This is a genomic window from Vibrio sp. UCD-FRSSP16_30 (assembly GCF_001676025.1).
Classification (GTDB): domain Bacteria; phylum Pseudomonadota; class Gammaproteobacteria; order Enterobacterales; family Vibrionaceae; genus Vibrio.
In genome coordinates, this window is record NZ_LZFW01000068.1 from 19,834 (window position 1) to 33,172 (window position 13,339).

General features: G+C 41.0%; 12 protein-coding genes and 1 pseudogene. 7 read left to right on the forward strand and 6 right to left on the reverse strand.

All coding sequences use genetic code 11. The features are described from left to right. Nucleotides 1-5 precede the first annotated feature (5 nt). From A9260_RS14375 to A9260_RS14390, 4 genes are all read left to right on the forward strand, one after another. Nucleotides 6-1,532: a glutathione synthase gene (locus tag A9260_RS14375; protein ID WP_068700111.1), complete on the forward strand. Its 1,527-nt coding sequence runs from the start codon at nt 6-8 to the stop codon at nt 1,530-1,532. A 157-nt stretch (nt 1,533-1,689) separates the two neighbouring features. After that, the gene (locus A9260_RS14380; protein WP_068700113.1) at nt 1,690-2,199 is read left to right on the forward strand and encodes a LysR substrate-binding domain-containing protein; all 510 of its coding nucleotides are present in this window, start codon (nt 1,690-1,692) and stop codon (nt 2,197-2,199) included. Between the two features lie 357 nt (nt 2,200-2,556). Beyond that, a complete protein-coding gene (locus A9260_RS14385; protein ID WP_068700115.1) occupies nt 2,557-4,011 on the forward strand; it encodes a hypothetical protein in 1,455 nt (484 codons plus the stop codon). Further along, entirely contained in the window at nt 4,004-4,261 is a 258-nt protein-coding gene (locus A9260_RS14390) for a hypothetical protein (RefSeq protein WP_068700117.1), read from the forward strand. The genes A9260_RS14385 and A9260_RS14390 overlap by 8 nt, the downstream gene beginning before the upstream one ends. Before the next feature lie 273 nt (nt 4,262-4,534). Here the strand turns inward: A9260_RS14390 and A9260_RS16835 are convergent. After that, nucleotides 4,535-4,744 (reverse strand): annotated as a pseudogene (locus A9260_RS16835) (transposase); the annotation flags it as partial. 265 nt (nt 4,745-5,009) lie between these two features. On the opposite strand from A9260_RS16835, the gene A9260_RS14395 reads away from it, so the two are divergent. Next, entirely contained in the window at nt 5,010-5,273 is a 264-nt protein-coding gene (locus A9260_RS14395) for a YrhK family protein (RefSeq protein WP_068700119.1), read from the forward strand. Between the two features lie 85 nt (nt 5,274-5,358). Here the strand turns inward: A9260_RS14395 and A9260_RS14400 are convergent, their stop codons facing one another. Then, complete coding sequence (locus A9260_RS14400) at nt 5,359-6,267, reverse strand: LysR family transcriptional regulator (RefSeq protein WP_068700121.1); 909 nt, start codon at nt 6,265-6,267, stop codon at nt 5,359-5,361. Between the two features lie 225 nt (nt 6,268-6,492). Between A9260_RS14400 and A9260_RS14405 the strand changes: the two genes are divergently transcribed. Both A9260_RS14405 and A9260_RS14410 read left to right on the forward strand, forming a co-directional pair. Then, nucleotides 6,493-7,164 (forward strand): glutathione S-transferase family protein, encoded by a 672-nt coding sequence (locus A9260_RS14405; protein WP_068700123.1) that lies wholly within the window; start codon nt 6,493-6,495, stop codon nt 7,162-7,164. Between the two features lie 136 nt (nt 7,165-7,300). After that, the gene (locus A9260_RS14410) at nt 7,301-8,431 is read left to right on the forward strand and encodes a zinc-binding dehydrogenase (protein ID WP_068700125.1); all 1,131 of its coding nucleotides are present in this window, start codon (nt 7,301-7,303) and stop codon (nt 8,429-8,431) included. A gap of 118 nt (nt 8,432-8,549) precedes the next feature. Here the strand turns inward: A9260_RS14410 and A9260_RS14415 are convergent, their stop codons facing one another. From A9260_RS14415 to A9260_RS14430, 4 genes are all read right to left on the reverse strand, one after another. Then, a complete protein-coding gene (locus A9260_RS14415) occupies nt 8,550-9,758 on the reverse strand; it encodes an OFA family MFS transporter (protein WP_068700127.1) in 1,209 nt (402 codons plus the stop codon). 128 nt (nt 9,759-9,886) lie between these two features. Then, the gene (locus tag A9260_RS14420; protein WP_068700129.1) at nt 9,887-10,606 is read right to left on the reverse strand and encodes a LytR/AlgR family response regulator transcription factor; all 720 of its coding nucleotides are present in this window, start codon (nt 10,604-10,606) and stop codon (nt 9,887-9,889) included. Then, nucleotides 10,603-12,258 carry a LytS/YhcK type 5TM receptor domain-containing protein gene (locus tag A9260_RS14425; protein ID WP_068700131.1) on the reverse strand — a complete coding sequence of 552 codons (1,656 nt, stop codon included), beginning with the start codon at nt 12,256-12,258 and terminating at the stop codon, nt 10,603-10,605. The genes A9260_RS14420 and A9260_RS14425 overlap by 4 nt, the downstream gene beginning before the upstream one ends. A 128-nt stretch (nt 12,259-12,386) precedes the next feature. Continuing rightward, nucleotides 12,387-13,334, reverse strand: a complete 948-nt coding sequence (locus tag A9260_RS14430) for a LysR family transcriptional regulator (protein ID WP_068700133.1) — start codon at nt 13,332-13,334, stop codon at nt 12,387-12,389. Between the last annotated feature and the right edge of the window lie 5 nt (nt 13,335-13,339).

Genomic DNA, 13,339 nt, shown 5'->3' on the forward strand with positions numbered 1-13,339 from the left:
TCATCATGACAAACGAAACTATTAATAACCAAGTTGCTAATAACCGAGCGGCTAATACGGATCCGGCACAATTTGTCTCTCAACAAGTGATTGAAGACATTATTGAATGGGAAATCATGCACGGGGTGGCATTTCGTCAGGCGGATAATAGCGCAAGACATGTGCCTTTCAGCATCGCGCCAATGACAATAGAGCGTCCAGTGTATGAACACTTGCTTTCGGTCACCCCTTTGATTGCAAAGCTCATCAGCAATGTGTCTGAAGACCATGACTTCCTGCAAGATTCACTGCGCGACATGGCAAAAGCGGATCCATTTTTTGGCCGATTAATGGAGTTGCACCTGCAAGCTCATGGTGATGCACAGCAACGTAAACAAGCGGCCAGACAGCCGTTATTGTTGATGCGTAGTGACTTTATGGACGATCGAAAACATGGCGCAAAAGTCATTGAATTTAATGGGATTGCTGCGGGGATGGGGCCATTTGGTCAGCGGGCGACACAGCTGCATCACTTTGTAAAAGAGCAGTGGAATGAAGTGTATCAACACTGGTTAGAAGATGATTTAGCCATCGCAGCTGACAATTTTGGTATGCAGCAATTGGCGTTAGGCATTGCCACTGCAACCCATAAGGTTAAAGCTCACTTTTCCGATTTGGGCGAGAAAAATGATACTCAAAAACCCACGTTCTTGATGGTCGTTCAAAAAGATGAAGACAACGTTTATGATCAGCATCTTTTGGAAGTGGAATTACAAAAGCAGGGCATTCGTACATTAAGACGCACATTCGAGCAGTTAAGCACTCAGCTATCTAGCGGTGATAATCAACGTCTGATACTTGAAGGTGTTGGGGCAATAGATACAGTGTATTTGCGCGCCGGTTATCAATATACCGATTACTGGGTACCGGAGCTTAATGAAGATATTTGCTGTCATACATTAAGCCAAACACGACTTTTTATTGAACAGCATTATGTGGCGATGAACGCGACAATCAGCCAGCAACTTGCAACAAGCAAATCAATGCAGATGCTACTGACTATGATGCCAGCACAAGACTACACACGCTGGGGATTAACTTTAGAAGAAGCGCAACGAGTGAAAAGCGTGTTAGCGGATATGAAGCCAGTATCGATGCAGACTATCGAATGGTTTAATCACTCAGCTGACAAGCAAGAGTGGGTTCTAAAAAACCAAGGAGAAGGCGGCGGTCACTGCGTTTTTGGTGAAGATATTACTGAAACCATCGCCAACTTGAAAGCCGAAGAATACGATGCATGGGCATTAATGCAGCGTTTATACCCGCACGAACGCGACACGCCAACCATCGCCGTACGTGATGGCAAACAAACCTTAGTTAAAGATCTTGTCAGTGAAATCGGCTTATTTACCGCGCATTACCAAGGCGAGGCAGTCACTGAGCAAAATGGTTATGCGGGATACCTCATTCGCAGCAAACCTGCGAGTGAAAATGAAGGTGGAATCCACAGCGGGCAGGGGATCTTAGACTCATTGGTGTTGACCGATAAATAACAAAATATGGGTTATTGCTCTAGGTGCTGCCAAGCTAACAAAAGCTATGGCAGTACTTTTATATACGACACTAGGAAATTAAAACAGCGTTAAGTGAGTTTGGAGTGTATTTCGATACACCTTAATAAATCACGGCTAGTTAAGTTCTGTTGATTTCGTGACTCAGCATATCGATATTGGTGTGCGATACGGTCTTGGTCAATGGCCGGGTTTGACCGCTGATTTATTGATGATTGAAGAGGTGTTTCTTGTTTGTTCACCAAAATTATTGAGAGAGAGCAATCGATTTTTAAAACCTGAAGAAGTATTAAACGAGACGCTAATACACGACTTATCTATCGGTACCCACAAGGAATTTCCCACATGGGAACAGTGGTTGAATAAGGCGGGTACGTCTAAATCTATAGCCCAACATAATTTAAAAATAAACAACTCGGCAGGAGTATTTCAATCCGCTATTGATGGTGCAGGGGTTGCTCTTGCAAGAAGTGTCATGGTTCGAGATGACCTTGCCGCTGGCCGATTAATACGACTATTCCCTGAAATCTTGTTTGATTCGCCATTGGCTTATTATGTGGTATATCGCCCAGAAAATGCGGAACTAGCCAGAATTCAGGTATTCAAAGATTGGTTACTGAAAGAAGTCAGCGATAATATTGAGCGTTAAAATTATTAACTGCTTTATTAAAGTTACTGACACGTTTCTGCCCCAAACCTTCACAGAACCGACAAACGGAATACGTGAGCAGTACACCAATAGACCAAGTTAATCCAATCCGTACTTTGTTCTCTTATACGGAATTTTTCCGTAATTCGACCCAACAACTATATGTTGATTCACATAACAGGTTGATACCAGTTTAGTTTTATAATAAGTGGCAGCAACATAGACGGAATGCAAAGACGGAAAAAGTCCGTCTATAAAGCGTAAAGTGCTAAGCGAGTTCTCTTGTCATAGCTCAGAGGTAAGTTTTGTAGTAAACTATGGCGATTTAGTGAAATTATACGAGAACTTAATTAGTTAATGACGGTTGAGATAGATAATTCAAATGTTAGTGCGTTACCTTCTGGAGGTACGTTGAGCTATTTTGAATCTAAATGGCTACAGATAGGTGATGTTGCAGCACCACTCATAATAGTTATGATTTTGGGTATATTGTTGTCAGGTTATTTTCTTTTAAATAAACGTTCCGATGTAACACTTTTTTTTGCTAAGTTTACCCATTCCTCTTATGGACAATTATTACTGACTTCTATTGGTATTCTATGGGCGTCTATAATTTCAGTTTTTGGCGGGAAGTTACAAGAGCAATGGTTTGAAGGTAAAGTTTGGGGAACGGAAAATTTAATATTTGGAATATCAGTAATTATAGCTCTGATTCTTAGTGTTTTACATTATATTTATAGTCAAATAAAAGAACAGCACAATCAATCTCGACCATCTTACAATGCAATTCAGGAGAATAGTGTACACAATGTAAATGTCACAAGCATTGTAAATAGTTGCATGCTAGACCTAAAAGATGTTGTAACTAAAGAAAAAAGAGAGAAAGGTTCTTTTTTAGGTGATAATAAAAATGCCGAAGAATATAATAATCTTTTAGATAGTGCTTTAAAGATATGCATGGAATCTATATTGCTTGTGACTAAGCGCATTAGTGAAGGCAATGATGATGTCACTGTAAAGGCTAACATATTCAATCTTATAACTTCTGCATCAGCTCATGCTAGCTTTATCGAACAAGGGGAACATAAGCAAGAGGGGGAATCTATTTTTACCAAGCAGTCGATTGATAACTCGCCATTTTTCTTATTTTCTTCAAATTTTCATTCAAGGTTAGAACATTGTAAATACATTTTGGCATGTGACCAGTCTTATACTTGTAAGATTGACAGAAATAATATATTCGAACAATGTGGAAAAGTAGAAGAGCAAGATATTCCCGCAATCTGTATGCCAGTGTCATTTAGTGAATTTGTTTCTGATAATAAGCTCGCTCATCCAAACCTGTTTGGTGCTCCTGAAGCTATTACAAGCAACCGAGAAGTATATATAGGTAATATATCTGAGCACGTAGATAAATTCTTTGACGATTTAAAAAAGTCCCCCGATTACAAAGAACATATAACGGGGCATTATGAAAGCTCTATTCGGTCATATTACGCCAAAGACAAAGATAAGCCGAAGTCGATATTGTCAATACCAATAGGGAAGTTTAACTTAAATATTAATAAGTTAGCGTATCCATCTGCGTATGATCAACCAGCATGTGTTTTGAATATATACGTTAACAGAATCAATTTTTTAGAAAATGAACTTAAATCAGAGGCTTTCTACTCAATGCTACGCCCTTTGTGTCATAACCTTTCAATGTTAATTTCCTTGAAAATTGCTTACACGAACATGTTGAAGGTCTATACTGGTACAAGTAACGTAGTCACATCAGTGAGCCAACCTAAGGAGGTAGCGAATGGATAAAAACACTTTTTGGTCACAGACTGCTCCTTCATATGACTTGCTTGACTATGATGATGAGTCGCAAGAACATGAAATAGCGCATCATCGTGTTAGGATTCAAGAAGATAACTTCACGACATCCTACACGGTAGTATCTTTTGAAGATGAAGAAGACGAACCAGTTATTGAAGTGAGGTTTTTTCGCACTGCAAACGTAGAACAAAAAGACCTCAGAGAGAAAAAATTTCACTGGTTTAGTCGCAAGAAATAGCACTTAACAAATAAGGATAAGTGTCGCCCGGCCGACACTTTATCTGGGTGTTGAACTAGCCCAATCGTGTAGTTGTCTTCTATTAGTAAATTGCTCTTTGATGAGTAGCTTGAAATGAACCTCATCGACTTTCTACAAGTCGTACGAGGCTATCGAGTCGAATCCGCTACGATTGACCCTGATGAACTCTAATTATGTTGTGACTTTAAGGGTGTTTATCCTCCTTAGTGTATTCTCGCATTATCAAATCTGAAGTTTATCGTGATAAATGGGTCATGTAGGCTTGGTGATCCCAACGCATGCCATATCATGTTTGCAGCAGGGGCATGAACGTTTCGCCTTGGTTCGCGTATTGGTTGATGGGGCGAATTGCCAAGCACTGGCATGCATCAGGCCATAATCACGTACTCGTTGAAGTCCTTTAGGGAGTACGTGTTGCAAGATTAACCACAGGAACTCAATTGTTGGTAATGCTCTGGTTTTGTTGCTTCGCTTCGCTCAAGTATAGTCAAGCGCCACTCACACCTTAATGCGACGTTACTTTCTTATACTTAAGTTAATCCGTTATATCCTAATTTAGCAAGGTGGCTGACTCACTTCTGTCCAGAAGCTTCACAGCAAGCACTTCGTAACTAAGAAGTGACCCCTCACATTAACTGCACTAGTGAAGAATATTTTGATAGGGAAATCAATATATTGATAAGCTAATAGCCCTTTATATCTTTAACTGTACGATTTAGGAGAGTTTGTGAATCAAGGTGTAGAATTGGATGTAAATATCGGTAAAAAACATATAGTGATTCAGCGTCGTTATGAGGCTTTAGGTGCATTCAATGATTTATTAATTGCGGTTTGGTTTTTGGTTGGTAGCTTTTTCTTTTTAAATGAGTCACTGGTTGAAAGTGGTACTTGGTTATTTATAGCGGGTAGTGCACAGCTAATTATCAAACCATTAATTAAGCTAATAAGCTTAGTTCATGTTAGTAGAGTGACCAAACCGTTGACGAAATAGCGATTGATCTGCACCAGATAAATTAGGCAGTGAGTTGAGAAATTTTGTCATATTTGCAGTTAATGACGTGATAATCTTCTTTAATCTACAGTTCCTCCTCTTTGATCTTAGCCACTAAAAAGTCCACAGCGGCTTTTACTTTGGGTACTAAGTAACGTTGTTTTTGGTACAACAAATAAACGGCCATATCGGAGTTTTGAGTGATGGCGACGTCATGCTCAAATTTTAGCTCTTGCAGTGCGCCGGACTCAAGATAGGAGGCCAGTGCCCATCGGGTCGACATGAAAATCCCTTCGCCATCACAGGCTTTTTTTGCAAGCCATGGGCCACTGTTGGAAATAGCTACGGCAGGCCCAGATACATCATGCCATTGTCCATCTACATTACATAGCCAAGGGGTAGGCCCTGTGGGCGCTTTAAAATAAAGACCTTTGTGCTCTTTTAATTGCAAAGCGTTGTTAGGTTTGCCGTATCTTTCTAAGTAGCTAGGGGATGCAACAGGAATGAAGCTGTTATCCATCAACTTGATGGCCAGTACTCGCTCATTTGGTGCGTATCCGCCGCGAATCGCTATATCGACATCATCACGTCCTAGTGTTGATAATTGGTCGCTTAAACTGACGTCTAATATGATTTCTGGGTATAACTGACTAAATTCATCCAGTAGCGGTAGCAATATTTTATCGCCAAAGCCGACCATTGAACTGATTCGTAAGCGTCCCATTGGGGTTGTTTGATAACTGCGAACGGTTTCATTACTTTTTTCCAACTGGTTTAATATTTGTTGGATGTCGTTGTAATAAATCTGTCCTACTTCGGTCAGTTTTACAATGCGGGTTGAACGCTTTAGTAATGTGGCGCCTAAGCTTTTTTCTAAATCCGCGACTCGTCTGGATAGCGAGGAGGGTGGGACATTAAATGCCACTGCCGCTTTAGTAAAACTTCCGGTTTCGACCACTTTACTGAAATATCGTATTGCGCGCAGTTGATCCAATTTATTTCCCCTTCAATCGTGTTCTGATTATTGTGGCGCTATTATTGTCTTAAAAGCAATAGTGATTGCTGTTTTCTACTATATATCATCGAAATAAAACAAGTAACAATAGGCTTAACTTAAGCATTAGCACTGCAATAGTGTTGCAGTGGAACTGATTTTTAGAGTGTTAATTGAGCTTATTGGTTTGTTAATGCTCTTGTTTTGATGGCGGAAAATGGATTTATGATTACTTTGCACGGCTTTGCTGCTAGTAACTATTACAACTTAGTAAAACACGCACTTTTATACAAAGAATTACCTTTTACAGAAAACCTCATTTATGGCGGTAGCGATGCGCTACTCGCCATCAGTCCTGCTGGTAAAGTGCCGGTTATTACCACGCTTGATGGCTTTCACATTTCAGAGTCGAGCGTGATTTGTGATTATCTTGAAGAGACTTTTCCTGAGCGTCCGCTGTATCCTGAAAGCTCTCAACAGCGCGCGGCAGTACGTCAAATAATGAAAATGGCTGAACTCTATTTTGAATTACCGAGTAGACGACTCATCCCGTATGCGTTTTCGGGCACTACAGCGCCTGAGTCGGTAAAAGAAGAGGTTGGTAAGGTACTCAGTCGAGGCATTACCGCACTAAGCCGTGTATGTCAGTTCTCGCCTTGGATTGCAGGTGATGAATTTACGATGGCGGACATCTATGTTTATTACGTTAATACCATTGTCAGTACATTTGCTTCTAGCCAACTTGATTGGGATGTACTTGGGCAAGTGCCGGGAATGAAGCAGTGGAATGAGACAATGAGTGAATCGGCTATTGCGAAAAAAATAGAGTTGGATCGCATCGCAAATATGCCTGATTTTCTGCAAAAGCTGAAAGTTCATGCTAATCACAGTAAGTAAATGGCATCAGTATTTAGCAATTAATACGCCATCGTAATCAGTAATTAAATTAATACGACACTCATAATCAATAATATAGGGCGGTCGATGCAATAGGCTATCGGCGCACCAACTCAATGACCGTAGGGAATACCAGATGACTAATACCAATATTCAACTGACTTCAACAATCAGTGACGACAACAAACTGACCCTTGCTTTACAAAATATCGATATGCCAACACCCAATGCAGACGAAGTGGTTATTCGTATTGAAGCTGCGCCATTAAACCCTTCGGACTTAGCGGTATTATTCAGTGCTGCTGATATGACGACTGCGGTTCAATCGGGTACAGAGCAAAGCCCAGTGATAATTGCCGACGTTCCGGCTAAGTTTATGCCAGCACTAAACACTCGCGTAGGCAAAGCCACGCCTGTCGGTAACGAAGGCGCAGGTACGGTGGTTGCAGCTGGCACATCTCCAGCGGCGCAAGCTCTACTGGGCAAAACTGTTGCGGTCATTGGTGGCGGAACATATCGTCAATATTTATGTGCTAACGTACAAAGCTGTTTAGAGCTAAAAGAAGGCACGACAGCCAAACAAGGCGCTTCGTCTTTTGTTAATCCGCTGACTGCGTTGGCAATGGTGGAAACAATGCGCGCAGAAGGGCACAAAGCCATTATTCATGCAGCAGCAGCCTCTAACCTTGGTCAAATGCTAAATCGTATTTGTATTGCTGATGGTGTTGATTTAATTAATATTGTGCGCAAAGCAGAACAAGAAGCATTGCTTCGCGATTTAGGCGCTAAATACGTGGTTAACTCTAGCAGTGACACCTTTCTTGCCGATTTAACCGCGGCAATCATTGAAACAGGCGCAACAATCGCATTTGATCCTATTGGCGGCGGTCAACTAACCAGTGATATTTTGAACTGTATGGAAGCGGCGGCCGCTCGTGATGTGACAGAGCATAGCGTGTATGGCACTAACACCTACAAACAAGTGTACATTTACGGCGCATTAGATCGCGGTCCAATTACTCTTAATCGAAACTTTGGTTTTGCTTGGGGCATTAATGGATTCTTGCTATTTAACGCTTTGGGTAAGTTGGGTACTGAAACAACCATTAAGATGCGTAAACGTGTTGCCGATGAAATTACCACTACATTTGCAAGTCATTACACTCATGAAGTGTCACTAGCAGAGGCATTACAACTGCCCTCTATTGCTCAATATTCACAACAAGCAACAGGCGAGAAATACTTAATTGTCCCTAATAAGGATTAATTACGCTTTTCATCTTGTTCCTGAAATAAGAAAGTCAGCACTTAAACATAATTTAAGTGCTGACTTTTTTTTAACAAGCCAGAATGACCAGTTAATTACTACGATATGGTATTAGTTATTAAGCCATGCTTTGATTCGCTACTGGCTTTTTCACTATCAGTGAAAGTGCAATAGATACAATGATCAATGCCAGCATAACGTGGAATGTTGCTAGGAATCCGCCAAATAAAGACGCGATGACTGAACCTGCGAAGCTACCAATCCCGAAACCTAAATAGATGACACCATAGTTTTTCGTGACGTGTTCTAAGCCAAAGTAGTCACTCATGAGTGATGGGAAGACGGTAATTGTGCCACCAAAGCAAAATGCGATGCATGCCAGAGATAGATAGAAAACATTCAGGCTTGGCGGAATAAACAGTAAGATGCTAACACCCGCAAGGCAAATAATCAGTGCAATAGTGACTACGTATACGCGAGTGATTTTATCAGATAGGACACCTAGAACTAAGCGTCCACCTAGGTTGGCAACAGCAATGACGGATACAGCAGATGCGGCGATATCCATTGATAAATGCACATAGTTTTGGCCGATATCTTTTGCAATGCCGATAGCGTACAAGCCTGACATGCAGACAGTAGTAAACATCAGTGCCAACATATAAAACTGTGGCTTACTCATAGATTCTTTTAGGGTGAAATTATGAGCTGTTGATGTTTGGCTCGTTGCTTGGTTAGTCGTTTGTGCTGCTTGTTTTGGGGCATCACGCATGATCAATCCACCAATCAATACCAATACCATAGCAATAGCGCCCCATACATTAAACGCGTGCTCTAGGCTAAAGTGAGTTAGGGTATACATATTGATGTATTTAAAACCAAGACTACCTAGACCGTATGCACCAATCGCACATGCTGAGGCTAGGCCTTTGTTATTTGGGAAAAACTTAATGCAGTTGGTCAATGCCAGTAAGTAACCTGTACCGTCAGCAAAGCCCACTAAAAAACCGGCACAAATGTATAGAGCGGTAAGGTTTGATACAACGGATGTTAGGTATAAGCTGACACCTAGAAGAAATCCAGAGAACACAATCACGTTTCTTACACCAAAACGTTCCTGCATCTTTCCTGACATAGATGAAGCAAGAGCAAGGGCGAGGCTAAGCAGGCCAAAAGAAAACGCAACTTGTTTAACTGGCTCTCCAAGTTTGTCTGCCAAATTGGCGTTAAATAAACTCCATGTGTATACAGAGCCTAGGGCAAATTCGGTTAATACAGTGCCGATTAAGGTCAGCCATTTGTCGCGTGATCTAATAGTTGTGCTCATTATTAAAGCCTTTAAAAGTGTCGATTTCCGGCTAACTTATTCGACCCAATCACTGTGTTCAATAGGCTGGAAACGATAAATAATGAACTGTTGATTTTATGGAATGAACGGTATCTATAAGGAATGAGTTACAAACCTAAACATTGTCGAAACTCTTTGATGTTGGAGCGACTGACTGGAATTAGGCTCTCATTACGTTGCATTTTGAGTCGGTAAGTACCGCTTGCCCAAGGAATGATTTCTTCGACTCGATCCAAGTTTATCCAATAGGAGCGATGCACTTTAAAAAAACGAGAGTGGCCCGATTTTTCAATCAAATCACTGAGCATTAGTGGCGAAGTAAATTGACCGTGAATGGTATCAACTTCAGTGATCTTGCCATTAGCCGCCGCAAATATGATGTCGGTAATTTCGACCATTCGAATACGATCGCCAAGGTACAGATCAACCGTGACTTTGTTTAACGCATTGGGAGACGCTTGGATTGGAGAGGCGCATAGTTTGTCTAAGCTTTTTTTAACTCGATCTTCGGTAAATGGTTTTAAAATGTAATCAAAAGCATCGATCTCAAAAGCATCAACGGCATGTTCCTTATAGGCGGTAGTAAATATGAGCTTGGGTGGATTTTTAAAGTTATATAGGCTCTTTGCTAACACCATACCGTTGATGGAAGGTAAGTTGATGTCTAAGAAGGCGATATCAACTCGATTAAGCTGTAAGTATTCAAGAGCTTGTAAGCCGTCACCAAATTCTGCCACAATTTGGATATCGCTGTATTTTCCTATTAGGTATTTGAGCTCTTCACGGGCAAGATATTCGTCTTCAACTAAGATTGCTGTGTGAGTCATGCTTGCTCCGTTGGAATGGTAAAAGAGATATGTGTACCAGGGTTCAATCGTTTAATGGAAAGACCTTGCCCATAAAGCAGTTTAATACGCTGGTGGACATTATTAAGCCCAATACGTTTAGATTCAACGGTACCTGCGTGTATTCTTTCTATAATTGAATGCTCAATTCCTACGCCATCATCCATGACCGATATGGTAATGCTATTTGTATTTTCCTTGACGGATATAGTGACTGTGCCGGTTGAGCCTTTAGGGTTGATGCCATGACCAATGGCGTTTTCTACCAATGGCTGGATAATCAGAGGGGGCACAAAGGCATTGACACTATCAATATCAAATTTGATGTTCAGTTTATCGGCAAAGCGTGCTTTTTCGATCGCCACATAATCGCGGACTTGTTCAAGTTCGCTCTCTAGAGGGATCATCTCATCGACATTTTCTAGATTAAAGCGCATAAACCCTGCTAATTTCCCGACCAAATCTCGCGCTTTATCTGGTTCGATACGAATTAATGTTGAGATAGCATTGAGGGTATTAAACAAGAAGTGAGGGTTGATTTTGTTTTGCAATGCGCCAAATTCGGCCTCATTTGCCATGACTTTTAGTTTATCGACTTTCGCAACTTCAAGTTGAGTAGAAATAAGTTGAGATAAACCTATCGCCATCTCATGCAAGGAAAGGGTGATTTGATGAGGTTTCTTAAAGTAAATCTTGAGTGTACCTGTGACTTTTTTCTCTTCAGACAACGGGATGATCATCAACGAGCGAAAGGTATGCTGCCTGATGTCGTTACTCTCAATAATCATGGCGTTATCAATCGCTTTAAGAGTCATAAGACTGACTTGCATATGATTGTTATTAAACTGTTCTTCACCGTAGCCCACATAGACTTTAACATCGCGAGTATCTGTGATCGCAACGGCATCGGCTTTACATTCATTTTTAATAATTTCACATACGGTTTGCAGTGCTTCTTTAGAGTTTTTGCGTATATAAGGCAATGTTTGGTTAGCGACTTTCAGGGCTTGTTTGGCTTGATAGGCCGCGATTTTGTCTTTTTCGCTTTCCATTTCTTGCAGCCATTTAATGATGAGACTAACGCACACCGAACCTAAAATCATCGGTAACGCTATGGAGTGGACAATCGATAGGGCCAGTGCGCGATCTTGGTTAAGCTCGACAATCAAAATCATAGTGAGAAGTTCACAAGAAGCAGCAATTAGCACACCATATCTTGCATAATTTGAGTAGTTCGCTCTTAAATGAACCCAAGATGCAAACAACCCAGCAAGAATGCTACTGATAAGACAGGGTATGGATGAAGGACCGTTAATGTCGATTATGTATCGATGAAGCCCAGAAATAATGCCTGCGGTAATCCCCACCCATGGACCAAATAAAATACCACCTGAGACGATGGAAATAACGCGTGCATTAACCAGTGAACCTTCAACATAAACGCCAGTATAAGTGTTGAAAATCGCAAATAAAGTAAAGAACATCGCGAGAACGGTAAGCTTTAAAGTACTTCGGCTTTGTTTGGCTATGATGGTTTGAAATACCTTCATATGAGTTAAAAAATACAGTGCCATCAATAGAAGCGCCGCTCTTTCTACCATCGCCAGTAGCATCATTAGTTGTTCTAAGTACATTAAGCATACAGTATGGGTTGAGGGGCGATTATAGTAGCGGTTGACTATTATCTAGACAAGGCGATTACTTATGCAATTGCTGGAACTAACATACCGAATTTTAAACAGAAAAATAAAACAATAGTCGTTTATAGCTGCGGGGTGATGGCTTGTTTAAATAATTGATAGAACCATTGATGTGCGGGGCTTGTAAGGTGGCGCTGGTGATAAATCAGATGCAAAGGGACATGATATTTTTTGTGTTCTTGTAAAGAATAAACTTCTACAAATTCATCGCTAAAGTGAGTGATGTTTTTTAGGCAATTTAAGCCAAATAATACGCTATCGGTCGAGCGCAATATCTCCAATAGAGTAAGAGTTTGCGAACTGCGTAATTTGGCTTTGTTTTCTGTTTGTAAAAGATCTTGATAAACCTGAGTGATAGGAGAGCGAAACGATAATTGTCTATCGTCTTCTATGCTCATGCCAATGAGCGGGTAACTTAATATTTGCTCTATGGTCGGGGGTGCTGCGCTTTTTTCGGTTAACAAAGGGTGTGATTTTCGAACATACAACACAGGATAGATCACTCCTAAGGTTTCAGAGCAATATTTAGGATCATGAGTTGGCTGATAGTGAATGGCAAAGTCGAGCTTGTTGGCATCGAGTAGTTGAAATGGACTTACTTTAGTTGGCGTTTCTTCAATGGCGACTTTTGGGGCTTTTTGAGTCAGATTTGAATAAAGCTCAGGAATGATGGTTGATCCCATAAAGGTTGGCACCGACAAACGAAAAGTATTGTCACACTGAGCGGGCACAAATTCACGGGCTTCAAATAGGTTTTTTAACGATGGCAAAATGTTATTGAGCTGCTTTTCTATTTCTAGCGCTTTGCTGGTGGGGGTGAGTCCTTTTGCCGTTCGAGTAAATAGCGGATCATCAAAGGTCTCACGCAATCTTTTAAGCGAACGACTGATGGCCGACTGAGATATGAACAGCTCATTGGCAACACGAGTGACGTTTCGCTCTTTTAGCAGCAGATCAAGAATAACCAACAGATTTAAGTCAACCCGTGACAGTGAGGTTAAATCACTCATAGCAT

Coding starts and splice junctions, on each gene's coding strand:
- A9260_RS14420 (WP_068700129.1), bottom strand. CDS start 10,606: ATGACTCACACAGCAATCTTAGTTGAAGACGAATATCTTGCCCGTGAA.
- A9260_RS14415 (WP_068700127.1), bottom strand. CDS start 9,758: ATGAGCACAACTATTAGATCACGCGACAAATGGCTGACCTTAATCGGC.
- A9260_RS14430 (WP_068700133.1), bottom strand. CDS start 13,334: ATGAGTGATTTAACCTCACTGTCACGGGTTGACTTAAATCTGTTGGTT.
- A9260_RS14405 (WP_068700123.1), top strand. CDS start 6,493: ATGATTACTTTGCACGGCTTTGCTGCTAGTAACTATTACAACTTAGTA.
- A9260_RS14390 (WP_068700117.1), top strand. CDS start 4,004: ATGGATAAAAACACTTTTTGGTCACAGACTGCTCCTTCATATGACTTG.
- A9260_RS14375 (WP_068700111.1), top strand. CDS start 6: ATGACAAACGAAACTATTAATAACCAAGTTGCTAATAACCGAGCGGCT.
- A9260_RS14410 (WP_068700125.1), top strand. CDS start 7,301: ATGACTAATACCAATATTCAACTGACTTCAACAATCAGTGACGACAAC.
- A9260_RS14425 (WP_068700131.1), bottom strand. CDS start 12,258: ATGTACTTAGAACAACTAATGATGCTACTGGCGATGGTAGAAAGAGCG.
- A9260_RS14385 (WP_068700115.1), top strand. CDS start 2,557: ATGACGGTTGAGATAGATAATTCAAATGTTAGTGCGTTACCTTCTGGA.